This window comes from Arhodomonas sp. SL1, from assembly GCF_052060015.1.
In the GTDB taxonomy this organism is placed as follows: Bacteria; Pseudomonadota; Gammaproteobacteria; order Nitrococcales; family Nitrococcaceae; genus Arhodomonas.
Genome location: NZ_JBPODZ010000003.1, coordinates 179,248 through 204,908 on the forward strand (window position 1 = coordinate 179,248; position 25,661 = coordinate 204,908).

Below are 25,661 nucleotides of genomic sequence, written 5' to 3' on the forward strand. Positions count from 1 at the left end.
AAGTAAAACGTCGCGATTATTCTTTTAGACGTAAAATGAAACGACGTCAAGGGGTCGGCGGCGCGACCGCGCCTGGGGGTTGCCCCGAGTGCCGCGGGCTGTTGTCGTTACTTGATCTGTCATCGATCTGCAGGGGCGGGATATGTCCGAGAGCAACGAGGGGCGGGGTGGCCGCGGTTATACCCTGGACCGGCACTGGCATCTGGCCGGCGACGACAAGGAGATGGCGCTCACCGAGATCGAGCACACCCTGTTTCGGGTGATGGCGGCCTTCGAGCGCTGGCAGTCGGAGTGCCTGGCAGCGGTCACCCACCGGCCACTGTCCGGCTCGGATAACGCGGTGCTCCACATCGTGCGCATGAAGGAGCGTCCCAAGACCGTCGCCGAGATCGCCCGGCTGCTCAACCGCGACGACATCAGCAACATCCAGTATGCGCTGAAAAAACTCCGTTCGGCGGGCCTGGTGGAGAAGCAGGAGTCACGTAAGCGCCGGGGGGTGGCCTATTACGTCACCGAACTCGGCCACGAGGTCACCGAGCGCTTCGCCGAGCTCCGCCGGGAGATGCTGGTGCGCATGATCCCCAGCGAGGAGAACTGGCGGGACCAGTACGAGATGACCCACCGGTTGCTCAACCAGCTCCAGGGCATCTACGACCAGGCCGCGGTCTACGTGGTCAGCCACCGCGCGCCGGTGGATGACGAGGACGGCCTCTGACGAGGTGTTGGGACCCTAGACGGCCACCGGGGCCTTGATGTGGGGGTGGCTACGGTAGCCTTGCAGCTCGACGTCCTCGTAGCGGAAGGCGAAGAGGTCGTCCACCTCTGGGTTTAGCGTCAGTCGCGGCAGGGGCAGGGGCTCCCGGGCGAGCTGCCGGTCCGCCTGTTCCAGGTGGTTGAGGTAGAGGTGGGCGTCGCCGAGGGTGTGTATGAACTCCCCTGGCGCGAGGCCGGTGACCTGGGCGACCATATGGGTGAGCAGCGCGTAGCTCGCGATGTTGAACGGCACCCCGAGGAACACGTCGGCGCTGCGCTGATAGAGCTGGCAGGACAACCGCCCCTCGGCCACATAGAACTGGAACAGGATGTGACACGGCGGTAGCCCCATGCGGTTCAGGTCCGCCACGTTCCAGGCGCTGACGATATGGCGCCGGGAGTCCGGGTCCCGGCGGATGCCCTCCACCACGTCGGCCAGCTGATCGATATGCCCGCCGTCCGGGGTGGGCCAGGAGCGCCACTGCACCCCGTAGATGGGGCCGAGGTCACCGTTTTCGTCGGCCCATTCGTCCCAGATGGAGACGCCGTTGGCCTTGAGGTAGGCAATGTTGGAATCCCCGGCGAGGAACCACAGCAGCTCGTGGATGATCGAGCGCAGGTGGAGCTTCTTCGTCGTCACCACGGGGAAACCCTCGGCGAGGTCGAATCGCATCTGATGGCCGAACACCGAGAGTGTGCCGGTGCCGGTGCGGTCGGCCTTGTGCACGCCGGTGGCGCGGATGCGCCGCATGAGCTCGAGATACTGCTGCATAGTCGCTTCAGCCGGTTTCAGGATGTGGCCGGCCCCGCCCCCGGCAGGCCCAGGCGAGCAGCGCCACACCCGCTACGATCATGGGGGCGGAGAGGAGCTGGCCCATGGTCAGCCAGCCCCAGGCCAGGTAGCCGATGTGTGCATCCGGAAGGCGCACGAACTCGACGGCGAAGCGCGCCAGCCCGTAGCCGAGCAGGAAGACCCCACCCACGGCGCCGGTGGGGCGCGGCCGGCGGCTGAACCACCATAGCACGACGAAGAGCGCCACGCCCTCCAGGGCGAACTCGTAGAGCTGGGAGGGGTGCCGGGGCTCGGGCCCCAAGGGGGGATAGACCATCCCCCAAGGGAGATCGGTGGGCGCGCCCCAGAGCTCGCCGTTGATGAAGTTGCCGAGCCGTCCCGCCCCCAGGCCTATGGGCACCAGCGGCGCGATGAACTCCATCACGGGGAGAAAACCCTGGCCGATGCGCCGCGCGAACAGCCACATGGTGATCAGCACGCCGACCAGCCCGCCGTGGAAGGCCATGCCCCCCTCCCAGAGGCGGAACAGCGCCAGCGGGTCCGAGGCCAATTGCTCGCTGCCATAGAAGAGCATGTAGCCGAGCCGCCCCCCCACCACGACGCCGATGGCCGCGTAGACGATGAGGTCGTCCATTTGTTGCGGGCGCACCGGGCGCCAGTCCTGCCGGCCGCGCAGTCGGCCCAGGTACCAGGCGGCGACGAAGCCGATCACGTACATCAGGCCGTACCAGTGGATGGCCAGCGGGCCGAGCTCGACGGCCACGGGATCGATGTCGGGATACTGCAGCATGGTCGTTCCTAGGGGGTGGTGTCGGCCATGAACATGCGCGCGAATACGGCCTTGATGTAGCGGGTCTCCGGGATCGCCGGGTGCACCGGGTGGTCGCTGCCCTGCCCGCCGAAGGCCGTTACCTGGAGGCTTCGGTCCAGGTGACGGGCGCCGGCGAGCACGGTAGTGAGGAAGTCGCGCTCATCGAGATGGGACGAGCAGGAGGCGGTGGCGAGCAGGCCGCCGGGGGCGAGGACCTGCAGGGCCGCCTGGTTGAGTCGGCGGTAGGCGGCAAGGCCGTTGCGGCGGTCCTTGCGGCGCTTGATGAACGCCGGCGGGTCGGCGATGACCACGTCGAAGCGCTCGCGGTCGGCGCGCAGGGCGCCGAGCACCTCGAAGACATCGCCATGGGCGGCCTCCACCCGCTCGCCGACCCCGTTTCGCTCGGCGTTCTCGCCGACCCCTTCGCAGGCCTCGCGGGAGCTGTCCACGGCGAGCACGTGCTCGGCGCCGGCCACTGCCGCCTCGATGCCCCAGGCGCCGGTGTAGCTGAACAGGTCCAGCACCCGCGCGCCGGAGGCCCAGGGGAGCAGGGCCGCCCGATTGGCGCGATGGTCGTAGTACCAGCCGGTCTTCTGGCCGCCGAGCGCCGGTACCGTGAAGGCGGCACCGTTCTCCTCCACGTGCAAGGTCTCCGGTCCCTCCCCGTCGAGCCAATGGCTGTAGCGTTCCAGCCCTTCGAGCTCGCGCATGGGGCCGTCGCAGCGCAGCAGCAGGTGGGCGGGGGCGACCACTCGGGTGAGCGCCGCAACGATGGCCTCTCGGGCGGCTTCCATGCCGGCGGTGTTGATCTGCACGACCAGGGTGTCGCCGAAGCGGTCCACCACCAGTCCCGGGAGGCCGTCGCCCTCACCGTGGACCAGGCGGTAGTACGGCCCCGGGAACAGCCGCTCGCGAAGCGCCAGCGCGATCTTGAGGCGGTGGACCAGCAGGGACCCGTCCAGGGGCTGCGGCTGGCCACGGCTGATCAGGCGGGCGCAGATCAGCGAATGGGGATTGACGTAGGCACTGCCCAGCACCTGGCCCGTATGGGTACGGACCACGGCCATCGCACCCGGCTCGAAGCCCCCCAGGGGGGAGCGGGCGGTGTCCACCTCATTGCTGAACACCCACAGGTGGCCGGCGCGCAGGCGCCGCTCCTCGCCCTTCCTGAGGATGAGCTCGTGAAACTCGGTCATTGCTCCCCGTCCGTCGGTCGCCGCAACATGGCGCAAGGGTCGGGACTGTACCACCCGCGGGGCCGACGGTGCGCCCTTTAGCGGCCCTCCGGCATCTGATAGCCGGGCGTGGAGCGCATCAGTTCCAGCTCCTCGTCGTTCATGCCGGCCTCGATATCCTCGAACAACGGGGTCGAGAGGTAGCGTTCACCGGTATCCGGGAGCATCGCTAGCAGTACCGATCCCGAGGGCGCCTCTTCGGCCACTGCCATGGCGGCGGCGACCGTGGCGCCACCCGAGACGCCGGTGAACAGCCCCTCCCGCCGGGCGAGCTGGCGAGACCATTCCATTGCGGTGGGGCCGTCGACGGGCACGAGATCGTCGACGAAGCCCTGGTCCAGTGCCTCCTGGAGCACCCAGGGGATGAAGTCCGGGGTCCAGCCCTGAATGGGGTGGGGCTCGAATGCGGGGTGTCCTTCCGCCGGCTCGTGGACTGCGTTGCGCGGCTGGGGCCGTCCGCTGCCCACCAGTTGGGCGTTGCTCGGCTCGCTGAGGATCAGCCGGGTTTCGGGCCGGTGCTCGCGCAGGACCCGGCCCACGCCGGCGATGGTGCCGCCGGTGCCGTAGCCGCTGACGAAGTAGTCCAGCCGCTGGCCTTCGAAGTCGGCCAGGATTTCCCGTGCGGTCGTGGACTCGTGGATCTCGGCATTGGCGCCGGTTTCAAACTGATGGGCCAGGAACCAGCCGTTGGCCTCGGCGAGCTCGCGCGCCTTCTCGTACATGCCGTAGCCCTTGAGCTCACGCGGGGTGAGCACCACACGCGCCCCGAGGAAGCGCATCAGCCTGCGCCGCTCCACCGAGAAGCTCTCCGCCATGGTCACCACCAGGGGATAGCCCTTTGCCGCGCACACCATGGCCAGGCCGATGCCGGTATTGCCGCTGGTGGCCTCGACGACGGTCTGCCCGGGTTTTAGCGCGCCGCTTCGCTCGGCCGCCTCGATGACGTTGACAGCGAGGCGGTCCTTGACCGACGCCGCGGGGTTGAAGAACTCCGCCTTCACGTAGAGGCGGACATGGGGCGGCGCCAGCTGGTTGATACGGATGCAGGGGGTATTGCCGATGGTGTCAACGACGCTGTCGTAGAGCCGGCCGCGGCCGCTGGTGGTTCGGGTGTTTGGGTCCATGATCCCTCCCGGCGGTCTGCGTGGTGTCTGCAGTATAGCTTTCGGCGCTACAGTTGCCGGTGTCGCCGGGGCAGGCGTTCGGTTTTGCGCTCCCCCGCCATCGGCTACAATCCATGGCGCTGCGGGGGTGGCGTATCCAGGCAAATTCGGCAACGGCCCGGACCGGGCCCTTTCAGGAGTAGCTTCGTGCGACAGGCGTTCCGGCTAGTGCTGGCCATTGTCCTCATCGTCGCCACCACTGCCGCCATGGGGCAGGCCGTGCGCTATGTCACCGACGAGTTCCGCATCAATCTGCGTACCGGTCCCTCCGGCGGTAACCGCATCATCGAGCTCCTTCCCACCGGCACCGAGCTGGAGGTCCTGGACAGCCAGGGCGAGTGGACCCAGGTGCGCACCGCGGCGGGGGAGACCGGTTGGGTCCCCTCGCAGTATCTCAGCAGCGAGCGTCCCGCCGCCGACCGACTCGCTGGCGTGGAGCAGGAGCTGGCCGATGTCCGCGAGCGTAACCGCGAGCTCTCCGGCGAGCTGGAGGAGACGCGCGATGAGCTGTCCGTCGCCCGCGAGCGCATCGAGACCCTTACCGAGACCCGGGACGAAATGGCCGGCAAGCTCGAGCAGGCCGAGGAGGGCCTGAAGCTCGCCGAGGAGAACGAGCGCCTGACCAAGCAGAAGATCGACCTGGAGCGTCGGATCCAGGATCTGGTCAACGAGACCGAGCGCCTCTCCGATCGCAGCCGCCAGGACTGGTTCGTCGCCGGGGGCGGTGTGCTGTTCGCCGGCATGATCATCGGCATCATCGTCACCCGCATCCGCTGGAAGCGCCGCTCCAGCTGGGGTGATCTCTAGGAGAGGCATCATGGTTGAGCTGCCCGCGCTGCGACGGATGATCGTGGAGCTGATCGCCCTGCCCTCGGTGAGCAGCGTGGACCCCGCCCTGGACCAGGGTAACCGGGCGGTGATCGAGTGCCTCGCCGAGTGGTGCGAGGCGCTGGGCTTCGCGGTGGACCTCCGCCCGCTGCCTTCCGACCCGGACAAGGCCAACCTGATCGCCACGCTCGGCCGGGGTGAAGGAGGGCTGGTGCTCTCCGGGCATACCGACACCGTGCCCTTCGACGGGGATCTGTGGCGCAGCGACCCGTTTACCCTCACCGAGCGGGAGGGGCGCCTGTACGGGCTCGGCACCAGTGACATGAAGGCGTTCCTCGCCCTCGCCCTGGAAGCCGTTCGGGAGGTGGATCCGCGCCGGCTCCGCCAGCCTCTGGTGCTGCTGGCCACCGCCGACGAGGAGTCCGGCATGGAAGGGGCCAAGGCCCTAGTGGAGGAGGGCCGGCAGTTCGGGCGCCACGCCATCATCGGTGAGCCGACCGGGTTGCGCCCCATTCGCGTGCACAAGGGCATGATGATGGAGGCGGTGCGCATCACCGGCCACTCCGGGCACTCCAGTGACCCGTCACTGGGCATTAATGCCCTGGATGCGATGCACCGCGTGATGGGCGAGCTCATGGCCTGGCGCGAGGCATTGGGGGAACGCTACCAGGACGCCCGGTTCGGGGTGCCCCGGCCCACCCTCAACCTCGGGCACATCCACGGTGGGGACAATCCCAACCGCATCTGCGGGGAGGCGGAGCTTCACTTCGATCTCCGGCCGTTGCCCGGCATGAGCATCCCGGAGCTCCGCGCCGAGCTGGAGTCCCGCCTGACGGCGGTGATGGCGGAACATCCCGGGGCGCTGTCCATCCGTTCGCTGTTTCCCGGCCAGCCGCCGCTGGAGACCCCGGAGGGGGCCGAGATCGTCGAGGCCGCGCGGGCGCTCACCGGGGAGTCCCCCGGCGCCGTGGCCTTCGGCACCGAGGGGCCCTGGTTGCGGGAGTTGGGCATGGACGTGGTGGTGCTGGGCCCCGGCGACATCGATCAGGCCCACCAGCCGGACGAGTACCTGGCCTTGGACCGGCTGGAGCCGACCGTGGCGCTGCTGCGCCGGTTCATACGCCGGTTCTGCCTGGAGGCCGGCGCATGAGCGTTGAGCCCCGGCAGCTCGTGGAGGTGTTCCGCCAAGGCGCCCCCTACATCAATGCCCATCGCGGGGCGACCTTCGTCATCGCCTTCGGTGGCGAGGCCCTGCTCGACGGGGGCCTGGCGGCGCTGGTCCACGACGTCGCGCTGCTCAACAGCCTCGGGGTGCGCACGGTGCTGGTGCCCGGGGCGCGGCCGCAGATCGAGCGACGCCTCAACGCCCGCGGGGCGCACATGCGCTATGCGGCCGGCCGACGGGTCACTGATGACGTAGCGCTGGAGTGCGTACGTGAGGCCGCCGGGGAGGTGCGCCTGGAGCTGGAGGCGCGGTTGTCCTTGGGGCTGGCCAATTCCCCCATGGCCGGGCTCCGGGTGCGCGCCGCCTCGGGCAACTTCGTCATGGCCCGACCCTTCGGCGTGCATGACGGGGTGGACTACCAGCATACCGGCGAGGTGCGGCGGGTGGACGCCGCGGCCATCGAGGAGCGCCTGGACGACGGTGCGGTGGTGCTCGTCCCGCCGCTGGGCTACTCGCCCACTGGTGAGGTGTTCAACCTCCACGGCGAGGACGTGGCCCTGGCGGTGTCGCGGGCGCTGCGCGCGGAGAAGCTGCTCTATCTACTGGAGGGGCGGCACGTGGTGGACGCCACCGGCGCGCTGGTGCGGCAGATGACCACCGAGGAGACCCGTGACTATCTTCGCGAGCATGGCGATGCCCTGGCCCCGGAAATGCAGCGCCTGTTGCGTGGTGCCGTGGATGTCTGCCACGGCGGTGTGCGGCGGGTGCACCTGCTCGACCGCGACCAGGACGGCGCGTTGCTAATGGAGCTGTTCACCCGGGATGGCGTTGGAACGCTGATCACGGCGCAGTCCTTCGAGCGCACCCGCCGGGCGGATATCGACGATGTCCCCGGCATCCTGGCGCTGATCGAGCCCCTGGAGCGCCGCGGGGTGCTGGTGCGCCGTGAGCGCGAGCACCTGGAGACCGAGATCGACGACTTCACGGTGATGGAGCGGGAGGGCACCATCGTCGCCTGCGCGGCGCTGCACCCCATCCCCGACACCGCCGTGGCGGAGCTCGCCTGCCTGGCCGTGCACCCGGACTATCGCGGTGGCGGCCGCGGTGACCGGCTCCTCAAACGCCTGGAGGGGGAGGCGCGTGGTCGCGGCATCGGGGCGCTGTTCGTGCTCACCACCCAGACTGCCCATTGGTTCGAGGAACGCGGCTTCCGGCGGGTAGCGCCGGAATCACTGCCCGGTGAGCGCCGCGAGCGCTACAACCTCGAGCGCAATTCCCGGGTCTATCTCAAGGATATCGACCGGCGATAACGGGCCGTTCGGCGTTAGTCGCCGGCCTGCTCCATCGCCAGTATCGCCTGCCATTGCTCCTCGGTGACCGGCATGACCGATAGGCGGTTGCCCTTCTTCACCAGGGGCATCTCCGCCAGCGCTGGGTTGGCCTTGAGCTCGTCCAGGGGCAGGTAGCGGGACAGGCGGCGGACAAAGCGGACGTCCACCATGTACCAGCGGGGGTTGTCCGGGTCGCTCTTCGGGTCGTAGTACTTGGACTCTGGGTCGAAGGCGGTATGGTCCGGGTAGCCGACGCTGGCGATCTCCATGATGCCGGCGATCCCCGGCGGTTTGGTGTTGGAGTGATAGAAGAACGCCAGATCACCGGGCTGCATGCGGTCGCGCATCATGTTGCGCACCTGATAGTTGCGTACGCCGTCCCAGTGGTCGGTGCCGTCGGGGGCGGCGGCGAGGTCATCGATGCCGTAGACGTCGGGCTCGGATTTCATCAGCCAGTAGGCCACGCGGTCATCTCCTTTGCTTTGGGCTCCGTGGGGTTTGCCGGCAGCGAGGTCCGCCCGGGGGAGCGCAGAAGGTCAGGGACCGTCGGCGGCCAGGGATGGCCGCCGTCGAGCGTACAGGGATGTATTCATAGCGTGTCCCTGACCTTCTGCGCTCCCCCGGGCGGGCCCTGGATCGATGGGGACGCTCGCCCCAGCGGGAAGCGCCGCAGCCCCTCCGGCGTGAGCACGCCCCAGAGCGGGACATCCCAGGGCCGGGCGTCGAGCTCCGGCACCTGCTGGAAGGCGTGGGCGACCCCCACCAGCCGGGGATGATGCCAGCGCCGGCGCAGGTGGAGGAAGGCGAAGCTGCGATCGTAGAAGCCGCCGCCCATGCCCAGGCGATTCCCGCGGCGGTCGAAGGCCACTAGCGGGGTGAGCACGAGATCCAGGCGCCGGGGGTGGAGTGGCGCTCCCTCCGCGGGCTCGGGGATGCCGAAGCGGTTGCGCACCATCCGCGCACCGGGGCGCCAGCGCCGAAAGCGCAGCGGCCGGTTGCTGGCCGCTATCACCGGCAGGTACACCCGGCGCCCGCTGTGGTGGGCGGCGTGCATGAGTCGCCAGAGATCCGGCTCGCCGTCGGCGGCGGCGAAGGCGGCCACGTGGCGGACGCGGCGCCACAACGGCGCGCGCAGCAGCGCGCGGGTCAGCCCCGCCGCGGCACGACGATGCATCCGCGGCGGCAGCCGACGGCGGCGACGGCGCATCTCCCGGCGCAGGGCCTGACGGTCAGTGCTGGGTGGGGGTGTGGTCATGGCAGGGCAGGAAAGCAAAGGGACATCCCCCGCGCAAGTGCCGTGCGGGCATCGCCCTTGAACCCGCTGGTTCAGGTGGGGACAACGAGCGACCCTTTAGGCTTTCCGCTCGATGACGGACATGCACACCAGTGCCGCTACGCGTGCGTCCCCAAGGCGATCTAGTGTCGGCTCAAGAAAACGTATTGCCCGCTTTCGTACACCGCAGGGGATGTCTTCGGGATTTATGGTGCCGGAGACGGTGGCCCGTCGTCCAGCGATATCGGTCGCCGGTGGTCAGTCCGCCGCCTCGCCGGTGCCGTCCTCCAAGAAGCGGCCGATCCGTCGGCTAAGCCGCTCGATGCGCCGGCCCGCGTCCCCTTGGACCTCCACCCGGCGGCCCTGCTCCAGGAGCTCGTGGGCGATGTTCAGCGCCGCCATCACCGCGATGCGGTCCTGGCCGACGATGCGCCCGGAGTCGCGGATCTCGCGCATGCGCGTGTCGAGGTAGCGCGCCGCCTCGCGCAGGCTGTCCCGTTCGCCGGGCTCGCAGGCGACCAGGAATTCCCGGTCGAGGATGTGCACGGCCACCGGCTGGTCGCTCATGTTCAGGAATTCTCCATGGCCTTGAGGCGGCTGATCATCGCCTCGATCCTCGAGCGGGCCTGCTCGTTCTTCTCCCGCAGGGAGGCACGGTCCGCGTTGAGCGACTCCTGGGATTCCCGCAGGATGCGATTCTCCTCGCGCAGCCGCTCGCACAGCGCTAGCAGCTCGTCGACGCGCTGCTCCAACCGTCGGATCTGTTCATCAAGGGAATCAGACACCTGCATGCCTCCCCATGGCTTCGCCCGACTATAGAAGCATGGGCGTCAGGGGTCAACGCGATGCTAGACTAAGGCCATGGCCGATACCGAACTCTATCAGCAACTCGATGATGCGCTCGCGGCGGTGGACAGCGATACCACCGCCGCGGAGGCCCACGGCGTCCTCTGCGGGATGTTGAGCGGCCCGGAGGAGCCCGATCGGGCCCGCTGGATCGCCCAGGTCCTGGAGTACGCGCACGCCCGCGGCGACGCCGCCCGTGCCTGCCTGGAGCTGCTCACGGAGCTGTTCACCGACACCACCGAGGAGATGGCGGACGAGGAGCTGCGCTTTCGCCCGCTGCTCCCCTCCGAGGAGGCCCCCATCGGCGAGCGTTCCGCGGCGCTGGGGCGCTGGTGTGAGGGCTATCTCCTCGGTTTGCCCATGGGCGGGCTGGCGGGCAGCGAACGCCGTCCCCGCGAGATCGACGAGGTCCTGCGGGACTTCGGCGAGATCGCTCGTATCGAGGATGACCCCGACCCTGATGAGGACAACGAGGCGGCGTACGCCGAGCTCGTCGAGTATGTGCGCATGGGCGCACTGCTGGTCCAGGAGCATGCCACGGCGAGTCAACGCCAGCCCGCCGGGAACCCGCCGCGGGGCAACGGCAGCGACGGAGGTTGAATGGAGCACAAGGAGTTCGCGCGGCGGCGCGCACGGCTGATGCGCATCATGGGCGAGGGTAGTATCGCGGTGCTGCCCGCCGCCCCGGAGCGCCGCCGCAACCGCGACGTCTTCCACCCCTACCGCCAGGACAGCGATTTCCACTACCTCACCGGGTTCCCGGAGCCGGAGGCGGTGGCGGTGCTGGTGCCTGGTCGTGAGCAGGGCGAATACATCCTCTTCTGCCGCGAGCGGGATCCGGACCACGAGGTCTGGGACGGCGAGATCATCGGCCAGGAGCGGGCGGTCCGGGACTACGGCGCCGACGACGCCTTCCCCATCGATGACATCGACGAGATCCTGCCGGGCCTGATGGAGGACCGCCCGCGGGTGTACTGCACCCTCGGCGCGGATGCCGACTTCGACGCCCAGATCATCGCCTGGATCAACCAGGTGCACGCCCGCACCCGCAGCAATGCCCGCAGCCCGGGGGAGTACGTGGCGCTGGAGCACCTGCTCCACGAGCAGCGTCTGGTCAAGGATGCCGCGGAGCTGGCAGTCATGCGTCGTGCGGCGCGTGTCTCGGCGGCCGCCCACACCCGGGCCATGGGCTACTGCCGGCCGGGGATGTATGAATACGAGATCGAGGCCGAGTACCTCGCCGAGTTCCGGCGCGCCAACGGTGTCCCCGCCTATCCCCCGATCGTCGGCGGCGGTGCCAACGCCTGCGTGCTGCACTACATCCGCAATGACGGCGAGCTCCGGGACGGCGATCTGCTGCTCGTGGATGCCGGCGTCGAGCTGGAGGGTTATGCCTCGGACATTACCCGCACCTTCCCTGTCAACGGTCGTTTCAGCGGCCCGCAGCGGGCGCTCTACGAGGTGGTGCTCGCCGCCCAGCGGGCCGCCATCGAGGCCGTGGGTCCGGACCATCACTGGAACCGCCCCCATGAGGCGGCCACCTCCGTGCTGGTGGATGGCATGTTGGAGCTGGGGCTGCTCAGCGGTGACCGGGATGCCATCCTCGAGTCGGGGGACTATCGGCGCTTTTTCATGCACCGCACCGGCCACTGGCTGGGCATGGATGTCCATGACGTGGGCGACTATCGCGTCGACGGCGAGTGGCGCCAGCTCGAGCCGGGGATGGTGCTCACCGTCGAGCCCGGCCTGTACATCCCGCCGGATGCCGAGGGTGTCGACGAGCGCTTCCAGGGCACCGGGGTGCGCATCGAGGACGATGTCGTCGTCACCGCCAGTGGCTGCGAGGTCCTCAGCCGCGACGTGGTCAAGGAGGTCGCGGATATCGAGGCGGTAATGACCCAATGACGGACTACGACCTGGTCATCGCCGGCGGCGGGCTGGTAGGCGCAAGCCTGGCAGCGGCGCTCGACGGCACCGGCCTCCGGGTGGCGGTGGTTGAGGCCGCCACACCAGGGGTGCCCGGCCAGCCGAGTTTCGACGAGCGCCAGACCGCGCTGGCGCCCTCCAGTCGACGGTTCTTTACCGCCCTCGGGCTTTGGCCCGCGATCGCCGCCGAGGCGGCGCCGATCCGCTCCATCCACGTCAGTGAACGGGGCATGCCGGCGATGGTGCGCCTGCACGCCGCCGATGAAGGCCTGGATGCCCTTGGCCACGTGGTGCCCAACCGGGTGCTGGGCGCCGTGCTGCAGCCGGCAATGGAATCGACAGCGGAGGTGATCGCACCGGCGCGGATCACTGCGGCCGAGGCCGGTACCGATGCCGTGACCCTCACCCTGGAGGGGGAGAACGGGGGGCGTAGCCTCTCCAGCCGGCTGCTCGCCGTGGCGGACGGCGGCGGCTCGCCGCTGTGTGCCATGCTCGGCATCCGCCGCCGCATCCGTGACTACGAGCAGACCGCGGTCATCGCCGGCGTGCGCACCGAGCGACCGGGCCAGGGCTGGGCCTACGAGCGCTTCACCCCCGAGGGGCCACTGGCCATGCTCCCGGCCGGGCAAGGACGTCATGCCCTGGTCTGGACCTTGCCCCGGGAGCGTGCGGAGGCCATGGCCGGTTGCCCGGAGCCGGCATTCCTGACCGCCCTCCAGGATGCCTTCGGCTGGCGGCTCGGCCGGCTGCAGGGGGTGGGCGAGCGCTATCGTTATCCCCTGCGGGCGGTTACCGCGGAGCGCTTCGTGGCCCCCCGCGCGGTGATCGTCGGCAACGCCGCCCACACGCTGCATCCCGTGGCCGGCCAGGGGTTCAACCTCGCCCTGCGTGACGTCGCCGACCTGGCCGAGCGGGTGAGCTCCGCCATCGACACGGGGGCCCCGGGACTGCTCGCCGGCTATGAGGCAGCGCGGCGGCCGGACTACCGCCGGACCTTCGCGTTTACCGATGCCCTGGTGCGCGGGTTCTCCAACCGCCTGCCCGGCCTGCGGGGTGGCCGGGTCGCCGCCCTCGCCGCCCTGGAGCTGTTCCCGGGGCTGCGCCATGCCCTGGCACGCCAAGGCATGGGGGGTGGGGGTCGGCTCCCACGGCTCAGCCGGGGGTTGCCGCTGGAGGAGACGGCATGAACCGGGGCGATTACGACGTCATCGTCCAGGGTGGCGGCATGGTGGGCCTGGCCACGGCGCTGGCCTGCGCCGATGCCGGGGCGCGGGTGGCGGTGCTCGAGCGCCGGCCGCCGGAACCCTGGCGCGGCGGTGCGGTGCGCGAGCGGGTCTCCGCTGTGAACCTCGCCAGCGAGCGCCTCCTCGCCCATCTGGGGGTGTGGCCGGCGGTGCTCGCTGAGCGCGCCGGCCGCTTCGAGGCCATCGAGGCGGAGGATGCGGCCAGCGGCGCCCGGGTTCGCTTCGATGCCGCCGATGCGGGGCTCGCCCACCTGGGACATATCGTGGAGAACGAGCTCGTCCGCGCCCGCCTTGCCGATGCCTGTGCGCGCTTCGGGGTCGCGGTGCTGGCGCCCGCCGCCGTGGAGGACTGGCAGGCGGGCCCGGACGGGCTGCGGCTGCGCCTGGGGGACGGCCGCCGTCTGGAGGGCCGCTTGCTGGTGGGGGCCGATGGCGCCGCCTCGGCGGTTCGGACCGCTGCGGGCATCCCCGTGCGGCGCAGTGGCTACGGCCAGGGTGCAGTGGTGGCGACGGTGACCACGGGGGCGCCCCATGGCCACGTGGCGCGTCAGCGCTTCCTCGATGGCGGGCCGCTGGCCTTCCTTCCCCTGCAGGACGGGCGCTGCTCCATCGTATGGTCCCTGCCCGGGGAGGAGGCCGGGATCACCGCGTCCCTGTCGGATAGCGCCTTTTGTTCCGTTCTCGAGCACGCCGCGGGGGACCTGGTTGGCGGGATCGTGGAAGCGGGGTCGCGGGTGTCTTTCCCGCTGCGGCGTCTGCATGCCGAGCGCTACATCGGCGAACGGTTGGCCCTGGTGGGGGACGCCGCCCACGTCATTCATCCCCTGGCGGGCCAGGGGGCCAATCTGGGCTTCCGCGACGCCGCCGTGCTCGGTGGCTGCGTCGGTGATGCCCTGGCGGGCGGCCGCGATCCCGGTGGCCGGGGGGCATTGCGGCGCTACGAGCGTGCCCGGCGCGGGGGCAACGTCTCCACGCAGTTGGTCATGGACGCCTTCCACGAGGCATTCACGCGGGATGATCCGCTGCTGGTGCGACTCCGCGGGACCGGATTCGGGGCGGTGTCACGGCTCTCCCCGGTGCGCCGGCGCCTCATCCTGGCGGCCACTGGCCTGGCGGGGGAGCTGCCGGGGAGCATGCGCGGCGCCGCCTGATCCGCCCGAGCCACTGGCAACGGCCACCTCCGGGTGGGTATAGTCCCGCGGACGTTTCCGCGGTAGCGAAGGAGAATTCGGCGATGAGCAATGTTCCCAGCGAGCTGAAATACACGGCCAGCCACGAGTGGGTGCGCCCGGAGGAGGACGGCAGCGTTACCGTCGGCATCACCGACCACGCCCAGGAGTCCCTGGGGGACCTGGTGTTCGTGGAATTGCCTGAGCCTGGCGGGGTGGACAGCGAGGCCACTATCGCGGTAGTGGAGTCGGTCAAGGCCGCCTCGGATATCTATGCGCCGCTGGCCGGCGAGATCACCGAGGTCAACGAGCGTCTCGCCGACGAGCCCGAGCTGATCAACCAGGACCCCTACGGCGAGGGCTGGCTGTTCCGCATGCAACCGGCGGATGACGGAGCGGTCGACGGGCTCATGGATGCCGCCGCTTATCAGGGACATATCGCGGAGGAATGAGCCACCCGTGCCGGTCGGTCAGGGCGGTGTGACTTGCGATCCAAGGGGATCTGTGGTCCCGTGTTGGGCTTTCCGAAGCGACATGGGAGAACGGAATGACCGCCCTGATTAGCGGATCCATGGCCTTCGACACCATCATGGTGTTCAAGGACCGTTTCGCCAACCATATCCTGCCGGACCAGGTGCATATCCTGAACGTGGCCTTCGTTGTGCCCGAGATGCGTCGGGAGTATGGCGGCTGCGCCGGCAATATCGCCTACAATCTGCGGCTGCTCGGCGAGCAGGGTGTACCGCTGGCGACGGTGGGTGCGGATTTCGGCGTGTATACACAATGGCTGGACCGCTGGGGCATCCCGCGGGATCACATCCGCGTGCTCGACGACCACTACACCGCCCAGGCCTATATCACCACCGACATGGACGACAACCAGATCACCGCCTTCCATCCCGGTGCCATGGGGGAGGCGCATCAGGTGTCCGTGCCGACGGGCTATGACAATCCGGTGGGCATCGTCGCCCCCAACGGGCCGGACGCCATGGTCCAGCACGCGGAACAGTTCCAGGCGGCGGGCATCCCGTTCATCTTTGATCCGGGCCAGGGCCTGCCCATGTTCGACGGCGAGGCGCTGCTGCGCTTCATCGATCAGGCGACGTGGGTGGCGGTGAACGACTATGAGTCCCGGCTGATGCAGGAACGCACCGGACTGGACCTGGACGGCATCGCCGAGCGGGTCGAGGGCCTGGTCGTCACCCGTGGTGCCGAGGGGTCCTGGATCTTCACCGGCGGTCGCCAGCTGCAGATCCCGGTGGTGGAGGCGGAGCAGGTGCTCGATCCCACTGGTTGCGGCGACGCTTATCGTGCGGGCCTGCTCTTCGGGCTGGGCCGCGGCCTGGATTGGGAGACCACCGGTCGGATCGCCTCGCTGATGGGCTCGATCAAGATCGCCAAGCACGGCACCCAGAACCACTACTTCGACCTCGACGAGTTCCGGCGCCGTTACGAGGCAGCCTTCGGCGACGCCCTCCCCGTGTAAGCCCCGGGGCCGCGGGCGGCGCCCGCGGCCTCAGGCTTGTGTCTGCAGGAGATCGGCGAGCGCCTCCGGGGTGTGCGCATCCGGCAGGCAGTGGCGGGCCCGGCAGACCCGGGCGCCGCGAGCCGGTCCCAGCCCCGGGGCCGATCCCGCCGGTAGCACAAAGACCTGACGGAACGGCGAGAACGCCGGTTCCGCGGCCCGGCGCCACGCCTCAACGTCGTCGGTGGCCGGGGCCCGGATCAGTACCGTTTCCACGCCCTGATTGGCCTCCAGCACCGCGTCGAGCATGGCGCAATGGGCCGGCGGCGCACGCCCAACGGCGCCTCGGGCGGCCTCGATGGCACGCTCCGCCGCTCCCTGGTAGTGGCCCTTTCCGGTAAGGGCGGCGAGGCGCAATAGCGCCCGGGTGGCGACGGCGCCGCCGTTCGGCAGGGCGTCGTCGGAGAAGCCATAGGGCCGCTGGATCAGCGGCTCGTGATCGTCGGCGGTGAAGTGGAATCCGCCATCCACGGGGTTCTCGAAGCGCTCGAGGAGGAGATCCGCCACGGTGTCGGCGCGCTCGAGCCAGCGATCCTCCCAGCGCCCCTGCAGCTGCTCGAGCAGCGCCCACAGCAGGTAGGCGTGATCGTCGAGATAGGCGGGATACGCCGCCGCCCCCGAGGCATAGCGCGCGAGCAGACGGCCTCCATGCCAGAGGTGTTCGTCGATGAAGGCCAGCGTCGCCCTCGCCTCGTCCTGCCAGTCCTCGCGCCCCAGCAGCCGGCCGGCGCGGGCCAGACCCCACGCCGCCAGGGCGTTCCAGGCGGTGAGGCGCTTGTCGTCGCGTGCCGGCGCGGGACGCTCGGAGCGGGCCTGTTGCAGCCGGGGGCGGGCGCTCTCCCAGCGCTGGCGCAATCGCTCGCGGGGTTCGCCGAGGCCGGCGGCCAGCTCGGAGAAGGTGGCGTGCACGTGCAGGTGCCAGCGACCGTGGAAGTTGGGGCGCCCGTCCAGGCCGAAGCGGTGGATCACCAGCCGCGCCTCCTGCGGCGGGAGCGTTGCCCGGATTTCATCCGGCGTCCATAGGTAGTAGGCGCCCTCGCCGTCGGCGCTGTCGGCATCCACAGCACTGGCGAAGCCGCCATCGTCCACGCGCATCTCGCGCTGCAGCCAGGCAATGGTTTCCTCCACCACACGGGCGAAGAGCTCGTCGCCGGTGACGCGCCAGGCATCGGCGTAGACGCCTAGCAGCAGGGCGTTGTCGCAGAGCATCTTCTCGAAGTGGGGGATCATCCAGTACCGGTCCACCGAATAGCGGGCGAAGCCGCCCCCGACCTGATCGAAGATCCCGCCGAGGCCCATGCGCTGCAGGCTCCGGGCGACCATGTGCAACGCCTCGCGATCGTTTTCGGCGGCGTAGTGGGCGAGGAGGTGGCTCAGGCTCGCCGGACGGGGAAACTTGGGGGCGTCTCCGAAGCCTCCGAAATCGCGGTCGAATTCCGCGGCCAGGGCGTCGCGCGCCGCCTGCGCTGCGTCGTCCACGGCGCCCTCCCCGGTGGGCGGGGCCTGCAACGCGGCCAGGGCCTCGATCATGCGTTCGTTCTGGGCCTCAATACTGCCGCGCTGTTCCTTCCAGGCACCGCCGACCCGCTCCAGGACCTCGTCAAAAGCGGGCATGCCGTGGGCCGGCGCAGGCGGGAAGTAGGTCCCGGCGAAGAACGGTACCTGATCCGGGGTCAGGAAGACGGTGAGCGGCCAGCCACCGGGGCGGCCGGTGAGTAGCTGATGGGCGCTCTGGTAGATGCGGTCCAGGTCCGGGCGTTCCTCCCGGTCCACCTTGATGCAGACGAAACCCTGGTTCAACCGTTCGGCGATGTCCGGGTCCGCGAAGCACTCTTCCGCCATGACGTGGCACCAGTGACAGGCGGCGTAGCCGATGGACAGGAGGATGGGGCAGTCCCGTCGGTGTGCCTCCGCCAGGGCCGTGGCGTCCCAGGGCTGCCAGTGCACGGGGTTGGTGGCGTGCTGGCGCAGGTAGAGGCTGGCCTGCCCGCCGAGGCGGTTGCTGTCGGTACCCGCCATGGGCGGTCCTCTGCATCGCTGGATGTCCCGTCGATGGTAGCATCCGTGGCGAGACGGAAAGCGGAGGGCGCATGGAGGTCAACAAGGGGAATGGACGGGTGGCTCCGGCGCGCTGGTGCCCCTCACCGAATCACGATGCCCGACCACAGGGAACCGAGATCGATGCCGTGATCCTCCACGGCATCAGCCTGCCCCCCGGCCGCTTCGATGGCGACGGCATCGAGCGGTTGTTCACCAATCGTCTGGAGCCCGACGGGCATCCCTTCTACCGTGAAATCACCGGGCTTCGGGTCTCCAGCCATCTGCTGATCCGTCGTGACGGCGAGCTGGTCCAGTTCGTGCCATTACACCGCAGGGCCTGGCATGCCGGGCGCTCGTCGTTGGCCGGGCGGGTCGAGTGCAATGACTTCAGCATCGGTATCGAGCTGGAGGGGACCGACGATATCCCCTATGCGGACGCCCAGTACGCCACTCTCGGCCCGCTCCTCGCGGCGCTGATCCGCGCCTACCCGGCGATCCGGCCGCATCGGGTGGTGGGGCACTGCCACGTGGCGCCGGGGCGGAAGACCGACCCGGGTCCGGTGTTCGAGTGGCGCCGGCTGGAGCGAGAGCTCGGCGTTCCGGTGCCCCCGCTGGCCGGGGCCTAGAGGTCCGGCGGCAGATACGCCCTCGCCTCCCATTCGGCGTAGCGCTCCAGGAATGCCTGCTGGCTGGCGCGGATCCGCTGGAACAGCGGGTCATCCGCCGCCATCCCGTCGAGGACTTCCTCGGTGATCTCGCGCATCCGCCGCAAGACGTTGTCGGGGATGCGCTCGGCGCGCACCCCCCGTTCGCGGAAGCGTTGGAAGCTCTCCGGGTTGCGCGCCTCGGATTCGGCGAGGGCGTAGTTGGTGGCCGCCATACAGGCGAGGCGGACCCGCTCACGGTTCACCTCGCCCAGCGCCGCCCATGCGTCGCCATTGACCAGCAGGTACTGGGCCGAAAACGGCTGGTGCCAGCCCGGGAACAGGGTATGCCGGACCAGCTCGTCCAGCCCCAGGAATTCGTCGACGGCGGGCAGGGAGAACTCCGCCGCGTCCAGGGTGCCGGCGTTCAGCGCGGCGGCCACCTCGTCCGCAGGCACCGTGCTCACCGTGGCCCCGAGCCGCGCCAGCACCCGGCCGCCGAGCCCTGCAAAGCGGATCCTGAGGCCCTCGAAGCCGGCCAGGCTCTCGATCGGGTTGCGATACCAGCCCGCGGTCTCCGGGCCGATGATCCCGCAGAGCTCCGCATGGACGTCGCGATCCGCCCGCGCATAGACCTCGGTGAGCAGCTCCTCGCCCCCGTGGAAGCGGTACCAGGCCAGGAATGCCCAGGGCTTCATGCCGAAGGGTACCGAGGCGAACAGTGACACCGCGGGGATGGTGTTCTGGTCGTAGCCGATCCAGGTATAGCCGGCCTCCACCTCGCCGCCGCTCACCGCCTCGAGGATGTGCATCGACGGCACCGGGTCGTCGGGTTCGGTGATCTCGATGCGGATGGCCCCGTCACTGATGGTCGCCAGGCGTTCGGCCATCCAGGGGGCGGGTGTGGCCAGGGCCGGCAGATCGGAAGGGAAGGCCATCGCCATGCGCCAGTGCACGTCCCCGTCCCCGCTGCCGCGAGTGGGATCGCTACCGATGGCGGAGAAGGCCACAATGAGGATGGCGGCAAGGATGCGCCGTTGGTTCATGACGTGCCGGAAGCCACGGAACAGGCGGCCCGGCGGCGTTACCCGCCGGGCCCGTGCGCCGTTAGAGGCACTCCTCGATGGCATCGAGGTCGGGGAGCTCCTCGTAGGTGCGGCTCAGGTTGAAGGGTACGGAGACGTCACGCCAGGCCGCGTAGTCCTGCAGGTAGGAGACCTGCGAGTGATAGACCTTGGCGGTCAATGGGTTGTCGCAACTGCTCTCCACGATCACCTCGTTGGCGATCTTCTGCAGCTCCACCAGATCCTCGTCAGGCATGCGGGTGACCTCCACGCCGGCCTCCTGGAACGCCCGGGTACCCTCGGTGGAACGGCGTTCCGACCAGGAAATGGACCAGGCCATATTCGCCTCGGCGGCGGTCTTGAGGACCTCCTGGGTTTCCTCGGAGAGCGCGTTCCATGCGTCCTTGTTGATCATTACGCCGAAGACCGCCGCGGACTGGTGCCAGCCGGGAGTGGCCCAGTACTCGGTGACCTCATGGAACCCAGCCGCATAGTCGACCCCGGGTACGGAGAACTCGGCGCCGTCGACCACCCCGCGCTCCAGGGCCTGGTAGATCTCGCCGCCGGCGAGGCTCACCTGCTGGCCGCCGAGGCGCTCGAGCACCCGACCCTGGTCACGGCCGGACAGGCGCAGGCGCAGGCCGTCGAGGTCCTCCAGCGAGCGGATGGGCTCGTTGGTGCGGAAGCCCGATTCGTTATTGGTGATGCCGTAGGGCAGGTACACCAGGTCGTACTCGCCGAAGACCTCCTGGTAGACCTCGAAGCCGCCCCACTCCTGGATCCAGTTCATGTAATCGGTGGCGTTGAACAGCATGGGCTGGCTGGCCAGCGGCGCGAACGCCGGGCTGCGGCCCGCCCAGTAGCCCGGCCAATCGCCGGCGGCCTCGATGTCCCCGGCGCCGGTGGCGTCGAAGACCTGGGTCCCGGGCATCAGCGAGCCGCCCTCGTGGAAGTTGATGGTCAGCTCGTCGCCGGCGAGCTGGTTGACCAGCTCCACCCAGTGCTTGTCGATCTCGATGAGCTCGATGGACGACGGCCAGGTGGTGGTCATGGTCCACTCGGTCTGGGCAGTGGCCTGCCCGGCAGTGGCCGCCAGGCCGAGGGCGGTGAGCCCGCCGATGACCGAGCGGGTCAGGGTCCTTCCAGTGTTATTGCTCATGGTCTCTCCTCCGTCTTCGGGGTTGTGTCTCGGAAAATCATGGCCGGCCCTGGCTAGCCGAACAACTGCTCCGGCAGCCAGGTCACCAGACCGGGGAACAGGGCCATCAGACCGATCATGCCCAGGATGATGAGCACGAAGGGGATGATGCCCCGGTATAGGTGCAAGGTACCCACCTCCGCGGGGGCCACGCCCTTGAGATAGAACAGGGAATAGCCGAACGGCGGTGTCAGGAAAGAGGTTTGCAGCATCACCGCCATCATTACGACGAACCACAGCGGGTCCTGGCCCATGCCCTCGATGACCGGCAGCATGATGGGGAAGCTAAGCAGCACGATGCCCGTCCAGTCCAGGAACATGCCCAGCACGAAGACGATGAGCAGCATGATGAAGATGAGCATGCCGGGCGAGAGCTCGGAGCCCAGGAGTGCGTCCTGGACCATGCCCATGCCGCCACCGGTGTTGAACACGCCGGTAAAGGCCGTGGCGCCCACGATCACCCACATGACCATACCCGTGACCTTGGCGGTCTCGAACAGCGAGTGGGCGAAGCGGCGAGGCGTGAACTGGCCGTAGCCCACCATCATCACAAAGGCGAGGAAGGCGCCGATTGCCGAGGCCTCGGTGGCGGTGGCCACGCCGGTGAACAGCACGCCGAGCACGCCGAGGATCAACCCGATGGGCGGCAAGACGTGGCGCAGCAGCCGCCCCGCGACCTCCCGCCGGCCCACCGCCGCGAGCTCCTCGGTGCCTACCGGTGGCGCCCAATTCGGGCGGAGCGTGGCGACGAGAATGACGTACAGCGCATAGGCGAGTCCCAGCGCTAGGCCCGGCACCAACGATCCCGCAAAGAGCTCGCCCACCGACAGCGGGGAGTAGCTCGCCATCAACACCAACATGATGCTCGGCGGGATGAGGATGCCTAGGGTGCCGCTGGCCATTACGGTGCCGGCGCTGAGCTCCTTCTGATAGCCATACTCCAGCATGGGCCGCAGGGCGATCATGCCCATGACGGTGATGGAGGCGCCGACGATCCCGGTGGTGGCGGCGAGCAGTACCGAGACCACCACGACGGCCAGGGTCAGCCCGCCGCGCACCCGCGACAGTGCCAGGCGCAGGGTCTCGAACATGCGGTCGGTCACCCCGGAATCGCTGAGGAAGCGCGCCATGAGGATGAACAGCGGGATGGCGACGAGGACATAGTTGTCCATCACCCCGCCGTAGATGCGGTTGACGATGATCCCGAAGACCTGTGGCCCGGGGCCCAGGAAACCGGCGATCACGGCGATGCCGCCGAGGACGAAGGGCAGGGGATGCCCCAGGAACAGGCCGGCCAGCAGGCCGCCGAACATCAGGACGGTGAGCCACTCAGGCGACATGGCCGGTCTCCCCGCGGGTGAGCACGCGCAGCGAGCGCAGGAAGGTCGCGAGCGCCTGAAGCCCGACCAGTACCGCGGCGATGAGGATCACCGTCTTAATGGGGTAGACCGGGATGGCGACGATTCCGTAAGTGGTCTCGCCGAAGCGCCAGGATCGGGCCACGAAGTTGTATCCCGAGTAGAGCAGGACCGCCAGGAAGGGCAGGAAGAAGACCAGGTAGCCGATGACGTCGAGCAGCGCCTGGAGCCGTGCCGAGAGCCGCTCCTTGAGGACATCCACCTCCACATGGGCGCGATGCAGCAGCGCATAGCCGCCGACCATCATGAAGTGAAGGGCGTAGAGCTGCTTGGTGACCTCGAAGGCCCAGTCGGTAGGCCGCGAGAAGAAGGCCCTGGAGCCGACGTCGTAGATGGTGAACAGCACGACGAGCACGGTGGCGAAGGCGACGATCCGTCCCGTCCACTCGTTGAGCCCGTCGATGGCTCTCAGCAAGCCCTGCATGACGTTCTTCTCCTCCCCGTTGCAGGTATCTTGGTGCCGGGCTGAGGCCGTCCTGGCGTATTTCCGTGGTACGGCGAGGGCGTTGTCCATTGTTAATCTCGGTCACCCCGTGGCCAGGAGTATCCTATCCCCGCCAGTGCGCCGTCAATTTACCGCAGGGTAAACCGCTAGCGCCCGGGTGCCGGCTCGAGCGCTGCCTCGCAGGGCGTGGCGGTGATCTCCCCGTCCCCATCCAACCGCGCGGCGGTGAGGGTGCCGCCCCACAGGCAACCGGTATCCAGGGAGAGCAGATCCTCGCGCCGCACCAACCCCAGGGTGGACCAGTGCCCGAAGATCACCCGGATCCCCTCTCCGGTGAGGGGACGCCCGGGCACCTCGAACCAGGGCAGATAGCCTTCCGGGGCGCGGTCGGGGGCACCCTTGTAGTCCAGAAGCAGCCGCCCGTCGCGGGCACAGAAGCGCATACGGGTAAACGCATTGGTGATGTAGCGCAGACGGTCCCAGCCGCTGAGGTCGTCGGACCAGCAATCGGGTCGGTTGCCATAGAGATGATGGAGGAAATCCCGGTAGCGCTCGCCGCTGAGCACCTCCTCCACCTCCGCGGCGGCGGCCCGTGCCTGGGCCAGGTCCCACGGTGGCGCGATGCCCGCGTGGACCAGGATCCGCCCGGGTAGGCGCGGAGTCTCGTGGAGCAGCGGGCGCCGGCGGAGCCACTCCAACAGCTCCGCCCCATCGCCGGCGGTCAGGATATCAGCGACGGTGTCCGTGCGCTTGGCGCGGGCGAAGCCCTCGGCGATGGCGAGCAGGTGGATGTCGTGGTTGCCGAGGACGGTGCGGGCGCTGTCGCCGAGGGCGCGAACGAAGCGCAGGGTCTCCAGGGACTGTGGCCCGCGGTTGACGAGGTCGCCGGTGAACCAGAGCTCGTCGGCGGCGGGATCGAAGCCGATGCGGTCGAGCAGTCGACGCAGGGCGTCATAGCAGCCCTGGATATCGCCGATGGCGTAGACGGCCACTGGGCGCTCCTTGGATGACCTGGGGATGTAGCGGTCATTCTCCGGGACACGGTGTTGCAGGGCAACAGGAACCCCGGAAGGGGGCTCAGGCGCTTGCCGAGAGCAACCCCCGTCGCTCCTCCAAGGTGGCGAGGAGGTGGCGGTAGCTGTCCACGAAGGCCGCGACCCCCTCCTGCTCCAGGCGCTCGGTGACCGCATCCAGCACGATGCCCTGCTCGGCGATCCCCGCGAGCACCGCGTCCGCCTCCTCCAGCGCCCAGGCCAGGGCGTTGCAGGCTCGGCCATGATCGCGGAAGGCCTCGAGGGTGGCCGGCGGTAGGGTGGTTACCGTTTCCGGGCCTGCGAGGCCTTCCACGTACAGGACGTCGCTGTAGTCGGGGTTCTTGGTGCCGGTGGACGCCCACAGCAGTCGCTGGGGTTCGGTGCCCGCGTCCTGCAGGCGCACGAAGCGGTCACTGGTGCGGACATCCAGGAAGTGCTCGTAGGCCTTCGCCGCATTGGCGATGGCGGCGCGCCCGCCGAGCGCGGTCAGGGCGTCCGGTCCGGCCGCCTCCAGCTCGCGGTCCACGGCGGTGTCGACTCGGCTGACGAAAAAGCTCGCCACTGAGGCGATGCCCGCGAGCTCGAGCCCCCCCTCCAGGCGCTGTTCGATGCCGCGGAGCCAGTGCTCGAGCACCTCGCGGTACCGTTCCACCGAGAACAGCAGGGTGGCGTTGACGTTGACGCCGTGGGCGGTGAGCGCCTCGATTGCTGGCAGGCCCGCACGGGTGGCGGGGATCTTGACCATGAGGTTGTCCCGGTCGACGCGATCGACCAGCCATAGGGCCTGTTCGATGCTCGCCTCCGCGTCCTCGGCGAGCAGCGGCGAGACCTCCATGCTCACGAATCCGTCCCGGCCCTCGGTGGCCTCGTAGACGGGGCGCAGGATGTCCGCGGCATCCCGGACGTCGGCGATGGCGAGCTCGAAGAACAGCGACTCCGCCGTCGCCCCGGGCGATCGCCGCATGGCGGCGGACAAGGCAGGATCGTAGCGGCCGCCGCCGGCGATGGCCTTGTCGAAGATGGTGGGATTGGTGGTGACGCCGCTGACCGCATCGGCGCGGAGATGACGGGCCAGACCGCCGTCGTCGATGAGCCCGCGGTCGATGTTGTCCAGCCATACACTCTGGCCCAGCTGCTGGAGTTGCTGCAGTGGGTGTTCGGTCATGATCTCCCTCCCCGCGATCGGGTTAGTCGCATCGGCTTGGCGCGCTGGCCGTATCCTGCGCGGTCCTCATAGGCGCACCGCGAGCACGTCGCAGGGCGCGCCATGGAGCAGGGCATTGGCCGTGGAACCGAGTAGCAGCGCCAGCCCATGCCGGCTGTGGCTGCCCACCACCACGAGGTCGGCGCCGCATTCCTGGGCATGCTCGATGATCTCGCGCTTGGTCTGCCCCACCCGCACCTCGCGGTGGGCATCGGGGACGCCCAGCCGCTCGCCGAGCTGACGCAGCCGCCGTTCGGCATTGGCCAGCATCTCCTGCTCGACGTTGGCAGTCGGCGGGATCATCAGCTCATTGCCCGGCTCCACGGGCATGTTCTCCACCACATGCAATAGGCTCAGCTGCGCCTCGTAGCGCTGCGCAAGGTCGTGGGCACGCTCCCCCACCCGTGCGCTGTCATCCTGGAAGTCCGCTGCCAACAGGACGTGTTGGTACCCCTCCATGCCTTGGCCTCCCCGTCGCCGTCCGGCATGGCCTCAGGGTACTGCAGCACCCCGCCGGCGGAAAGCACCGCCGCCGGAGGTCCCGAGGCACGC

General features: G+C 69.1%; 27 protein-coding genes and 1 other RNA gene. 11 read left to right on the forward strand and 17 right to left on the reverse strand.

The features are described from left to right. The first annotated feature begins 142 nt into the window (after positions 1–142). The gene (locus ACQ754_RS06345; RefSeq protein ID WP_440996162.1) at positions 143–715 is read left to right on the forward strand and encodes a winged helix DNA-binding protein; all 573 of its coding nucleotides are present in this window, start codon (positions 143–145) and stop codon (positions 713–715) included. 15 nt (positions 716–730) lie between these two features. Here ACQ754_RS06345 and ACQ754_RS06350 read toward each other — a convergent pair whose 3' ends face one another. From ACQ754_RS06350 to ACQ754_RS06365, 4 genes are all read right to left on the reverse strand, one after another. After that, a complete protein-coding gene (locus ACQ754_RS06350) occupies positions 731–1,525 on the reverse strand; it encodes a thymidylate synthase (protein ID WP_440996163.1) in 795 nt (264 codons plus the stop codon). 7 nt (positions 1,526–1,532) lie between these two features. Then, a complete protein-coding gene (lgt, locus tag ACQ754_RS06355; RefSeq protein WP_440996164.1) occupies positions 1,533–2,336 on the reverse strand; it encodes a prolipoprotein diacylglyceryl transferase in 804 nt (267 codons plus the stop codon). Between the two features lie 8 nt (positions 2,337–2,344). Next, positions 2,345–3,553, reverse strand: a complete 1,209-nt coding sequence (locus tag ACQ754_RS06360) for a class I SAM-dependent rRNA methyltransferase (protein WP_440996165.1) — start codon at positions 3,551–3,553, stop codon at positions 2,345–2,347. A gap of 77 nt (positions 3,554–3,630) precedes the next feature. Next, positions 3,631–4,716: a PLP-dependent cysteine synthase family protein gene (locus tag ACQ754_RS06365; RefSeq protein WP_440996166.1), complete on the reverse strand. Its 1,086-nt coding sequence runs from the start codon at positions 4,714–4,716 to the stop codon at positions 3,631–3,633. A 186-nt stretch (positions 4,717–4,902) separates the two neighbouring features. On the opposite strand from ACQ754_RS06365, the gene ACQ754_RS06370 reads away from it, so the two are divergent. Genes ACQ754_RS06370 through argA form a run of 3 tightly spaced genes read left to right on the forward strand, consistent with a single transcriptional unit; the run spans position 4,903 to position 8,058 of the window. Next, positions 4,903–5,562: a TIGR04211 family SH3 domain-containing protein gene (locus tag ACQ754_RS06370; protein WP_440996167.1), complete on the forward strand. Its 660-nt coding sequence runs from the start codon at positions 4,903–4,905 to the stop codon at positions 5,560–5,562. Positions 5,563–5,572: 10 nt separating this feature from the next. Further along, positions 5,573–6,733 carry an acetylornithine deacetylase gene (gene argE, locus ACQ754_RS06375; RefSeq protein WP_440996168.1) on the forward strand — a complete coding sequence of 387 codons (1,161 nt, stop codon included), beginning with the start codon at positions 5,573–5,575 and terminating at the stop codon, positions 6,731–6,733. Continuing rightward, entirely contained in the window at positions 6,730–8,058 is a 1,329-nt protein-coding gene (gene argA / locus ACQ754_RS06380; RefSeq protein ID WP_440996169.1) for an amino-acid N-acetyltransferase, read from the forward strand. The genes argE and argA overlap by 4 nt, the downstream gene beginning before the upstream one ends. Before the next feature lie 14 nt (positions 8,059–8,072). On the opposite strand, the gene ACQ754_RS06385 is transcribed toward argA, so the two are convergent. The 5 genes from ACQ754_RS06385 to ACQ754_RS06405 all read right to left on the reverse strand — a co-directional run bounded on the left by ACQ754_RS06385 (position 8,073) and on the right by ACQ754_RS06405 (position 10,137). After that, positions 8,073–8,543 carry an EVE domain-containing protein gene (locus ACQ754_RS06385; RefSeq protein WP_440996170.1) on the reverse strand — a complete coding sequence of 157 codons (471 nt, stop codon included), beginning with the start codon at positions 8,541–8,543 and terminating at the stop codon, positions 8,073–8,075. Positions 8,544–8,668: 125 nt separating this feature from the next. Then, positions 8,669–9,334, reverse strand: coding sequence for a 5-formyltetrahydrofolate cyclo-ligase (locus ACQ754_RS06390; RefSeq protein WP_440996171.1), 666 nt, complete (start codon positions 9,332–9,334; stop codon positions 8,669–8,671). A 22-nt stretch (positions 9,335–9,356) separates the two neighbouring features. Beyond that, positions 9,357–9,548, reverse strand: a non-coding RNA gene (gene ssrS, locus ACQ754_RS06395) — 6S RNA. A gap of 62 nt (positions 9,549–9,610) precedes the next feature. After that, positions 9,611–9,919, reverse strand: coding sequence for a cell division protein ZapA (locus tag ACQ754_RS06400; protein WP_440996172.1), 309 nt, complete (start codon positions 9,917–9,919; stop codon positions 9,611–9,613). Positions 9,920–9,921: 2 nt separating this feature from the next. Next, positions 9,922–10,137, reverse strand: coding sequence for a TIGR02449 family protein (locus ACQ754_RS06405; RefSeq protein WP_440996173.1), 216 nt, complete (start codon positions 10,135–10,137; stop codon positions 9,922–9,924). A 76-nt stretch (positions 10,138–10,213) separates the two neighbouring features. Here ACQ754_RS06405 and ACQ754_RS06410 point away from each other — a divergent pair, with 76 nt between their 5' ends. The 6 genes from ACQ754_RS06410 (at position 10,214) to ACQ754_RS06435 (ending at position 16,023) form a co-directional block, all read left to right on the forward strand. Next, positions 10,214–10,798: a UPF0149 family protein gene (locus ACQ754_RS06410; protein WP_440996174.1), complete on the forward strand. Its 585-nt coding sequence runs from the start codon at positions 10,214–10,216 to the stop codon at positions 10,796–10,798. Further along, a complete protein-coding gene (gene pepP, locus ACQ754_RS06415; RefSeq protein ID WP_440996175.1) occupies positions 10,799–12,103 on the forward strand; it encodes a Xaa-Pro aminopeptidase in 1,305 nt (434 codons plus the stop codon). Next, the gene (ubiH, locus tag ACQ754_RS06420; protein ID WP_440996176.1) at positions 12,100–13,311 is read left to right on the forward strand and encodes a 2-octaprenyl-6-methoxyphenyl hydroxylase; all 1,212 of its coding nucleotides are present in this window, start codon (positions 12,100–12,102) and stop codon (positions 13,309–13,311) included. Before pepP ends, ubiH begins: the two co-directional genes overlap by 4 nt. Beyond that, a complete protein-coding gene (locus ACQ754_RS06425) occupies positions 13,308–14,519 on the forward strand; it encodes a UbiH/UbiF/VisC/COQ6 family ubiquinone biosynthesis hydroxylase (RefSeq protein WP_440996177.1) in 1,212 nt (403 codons plus the stop codon). The genes ubiH and ACQ754_RS06425 overlap by 4 nt, the downstream gene beginning before the upstream one ends. An 83-nt stretch (positions 14,520–14,602) precedes the next feature. Then, positions 14,603–14,989, forward strand: a complete 387-nt coding sequence (gcvH, locus tag ACQ754_RS06430; RefSeq protein WP_440996178.1) for a glycine cleavage system protein GcvH — start codon at positions 14,603–14,605, stop codon at positions 14,987–14,989. Between the two features lie 95 nt (positions 14,990–15,084). Further along, complete coding sequence (locus ACQ754_RS06435) at positions 15,085–16,023, forward strand: carbohydrate kinase family protein (RefSeq protein ID WP_440996179.1); 939 nt, start codon at positions 15,085–15,087, stop codon at positions 16,021–16,023. Positions 16,024–16,053: 30 nt separating this feature from the next. Here the strand turns inward: ACQ754_RS06435 and ACQ754_RS06440 are convergent, their stop codons facing one another. Further along, positions 16,054–18,081, reverse strand: a complete 2,028-nt coding sequence (locus ACQ754_RS06440; RefSeq protein ID WP_440996180.1) for a thioredoxin domain-containing protein — start codon at positions 18,079–18,081, stop codon at positions 16,054–16,056. A gap of 71 nt (positions 18,082–18,152) precedes the next feature. Between ACQ754_RS06440 and ampD the strand changes: the two genes are divergently transcribed. Then, positions 18,153–18,728, forward strand: coding sequence for a 1,6-anhydro-N-acetylmuramyl-L-alanine amidase AmpD (gene ampD, locus ACQ754_RS06445; RefSeq protein ID WP_440996181.1), 576 nt, complete (start codon positions 18,153–18,155; stop codon positions 18,726–18,728). Here ampD and ACQ754_RS06450 read toward each other — a convergent pair. The 7 genes from ACQ754_RS06450 to ACQ754_RS06480 form a co-directional block, all read right to left on the reverse strand. Then, positions 18,725–19,876 carry a TRAP transporter substrate-binding protein gene (locus ACQ754_RS06450; RefSeq protein ID WP_440996182.1) on the reverse strand — a complete coding sequence of 384 codons (1,152 nt, stop codon included), beginning with the start codon at positions 19,874–19,876 and terminating at the stop codon, positions 18,725–18,727. The genes ampD and ACQ754_RS06450 overlap by 4 nt on opposite strands. After that, a complete protein-coding gene (gene dctP, locus ACQ754_RS06455) occupies positions 19,854–20,969 on the reverse strand; it encodes a TRAP transporter substrate-binding protein DctP (RefSeq protein WP_440996183.1) in 1,116 nt (371 codons plus the stop codon). The genes ACQ754_RS06450 and dctP overlap by 23 nt, the downstream gene beginning before the upstream one ends. Positions 20,970–21,022: 53 nt before the next feature. After that, positions 21,023–22,348, reverse strand: coding sequence for a TRAP transporter large permease (locus ACQ754_RS06460; protein WP_440996184.1), 1,326 nt, complete (start codon positions 22,346–22,348; stop codon positions 21,023–21,025). Then, positions 22,338–22,850, reverse strand: coding sequence for a TRAP transporter small permease subunit (locus ACQ754_RS06465; RefSeq protein WP_440996185.1), 513 nt, complete (start codon positions 22,848–22,850; stop codon positions 22,338–22,340). Before ACQ754_RS06465 ends, ACQ754_RS06460 begins: the two co-directional genes overlap by 11 nt. A 167-nt stretch (positions 22,851–23,017) precedes the next feature. Beyond that, positions 23,018–23,863: a symmetrical bis(5'-nucleosyl)-tetraphosphatase gene (locus ACQ754_RS06470; RefSeq protein WP_440996186.1), complete on the reverse strand. Its 846-nt coding sequence runs from the start codon at positions 23,861–23,863 to the stop codon at positions 23,018–23,020. 85 nt (positions 23,864–23,948) lie between these two features. Beyond that, positions 23,949–25,070, reverse strand: coding sequence for a transaldolase (gene tal, locus ACQ754_RS06475; RefSeq protein ID WP_440996187.1), 1,122 nt, complete (start codon positions 25,068–25,070; stop codon positions 23,949–23,951). A gap of 66 nt (positions 25,071–25,136) precedes the next feature. Next, on the reverse strand, positions 25,137–25,568 hold the full coding sequence (locus ACQ754_RS06480) for a universal stress protein (RefSeq protein WP_440996188.1): 432 nt from the start codon (positions 25,566–25,568) through the stop codon (positions 25,137–25,139). Positions 25,569–25,661: the final 93 nt, after the last annotated feature.

Bases quoted from the DNA above. Each gene is read 5' to 3' on its own strand.
- ACQ754_RS06345 (WP_440996162.1), top strand. From the start codon at position 143: ATGTCCGAGAGCAACGAGGGGCGGGGTGGCCGCGGTTATACCCTGGAC.
- ACQ754_RS06350 (WP_440996163.1), bottom strand. From the start codon at position 1,525: ATGCAGCAGTATCTCGAGCTCATGCGGCGCATCCGCGCCACCGGCGTG.
- lgt (WP_440996164.1), bottom strand. From the start codon at position 2,336: ATGCTGCAGTATCCCGACATCGATCCCGTGGCCGTCGAGCTCGGCCCG.
- ACQ754_RS06360 (WP_440996165.1), bottom strand. From the start codon at position 3,553: ATGACCGAGTTTCACGAGCTCATCCTCAGGAAGGGCGAGGAGCGGCGC.
- ACQ754_RS06365 (WP_440996166.1), bottom strand. From the start codon at position 4,716: ATGGACCCAAACACCCGAACCACCAGCGGCCGCGGCCGGCTCTACGAC.
- argE (WP_440996168.1), top strand. From the start codon at position 5,573: ATGGTTGAGCTGCCCGCGCTGCGACGGATGATCGTGGAGCTGATCGCC.
- argA (WP_440996169.1), top strand. From the start codon at position 6,730: ATGAGCGTTGAGCCCCGGCAGCTCGTGGAGGTGTTCCGCCAAGGCGCC.
- ACQ754_RS06390 (WP_440996171.1), bottom strand. From the start codon at position 9,334: ATGACCACACCCCCACCCAGCACTGACCGTCAGGCCCTGCGCCGGGAG.
- ACQ754_RS06400 (WP_440996172.1), bottom strand. From the start codon at position 9,919: ATGAGCGACCAGCCGGTGGCCGTGCACATCCTCGACCGGGAATTCCTG.
- ACQ754_RS06410 (WP_440996174.1), top strand. From the start codon at position 10,214: ATGGCCGATACCGAACTCTATCAGCAACTCGATGATGCGCTCGCGGCG.
- pepP (WP_440996175.1), top strand. From the start codon at position 10,799: ATGGAGCACAAGGAGTTCGCGCGGCGGCGCGCACGGCTGATGCGCATC.
- ubiH (WP_440996176.1), top strand. From the start codon at position 12,100: ATGACGGACTACGACCTGGTCATCGCCGGCGGCGGGCTGGTAGGCGCA.
- ACQ754_RS06425 (WP_440996177.1), top strand. From the start codon at position 13,308: ATGAACCGGGGCGATTACGACGTCATCGTCCAGGGTGGCGGCATGGTG.
- gcvH (WP_440996178.1), top strand. From the start codon at position 14,603: ATGAGCAATGTTCCCAGCGAGCTGAAATACACGGCCAGCCACGAGTGG.
- ACQ754_RS06435 (WP_440996179.1), top strand. From the start codon at position 15,085: ATGACCGCCCTGATTAGCGGATCCATGGCCTTCGACACCATCATGGTG.
- ACQ754_RS06440 (WP_440996180.1), bottom strand. From the start codon at position 18,081: ATGGCGGGTACCGACAGCAACCGCCTCGGCGGGCAGGCCAGCCTCTAC.
- ampD (WP_440996181.1), top strand. From the start codon at position 18,153: ATGGAGGTCAACAAGGGGAATGGACGGGTGGCTCCGGCGCGCTGGTGC.
- ACQ754_RS06450 (WP_440996182.1), bottom strand. From the start codon at position 19,876: ATGCCATCGAGGAGTGCCTCTAACGGCGCACGGGCCCGGCGGGTAACG.
- dctP (WP_440996183.1), bottom strand. From the start codon at position 20,969: ATGAGCAATAACACTGGAAGGACCCTGACCCGCTCGGTCATCGGCGGG.
- ACQ754_RS06460 (WP_440996184.1), bottom strand. From the start codon at position 22,348: ATGTCGCCTGAGTGGCTCACCGTCCTGATGTTCGGCGGCCTGCTGGCC.
- ACQ754_RS06465 (WP_440996185.1), bottom strand. From the start codon at position 22,850: ATGCAGGGCTTGCTGAGAGCCATCGACGGGCTCAACGAGTGGACGGGA.
- tal (WP_440996187.1), bottom strand. From the start codon at position 25,070: ATGACCGAACACCCACTGCAGCAACTCCAGCAGCTGGGCCAGAGTGTA.
- ACQ754_RS06480 (WP_440996188.1), bottom strand. From the start codon at position 25,568: ATGGAGGGGTACCAACACGTCCTGTTGGCAGCGGACTTCCAGGATGAC.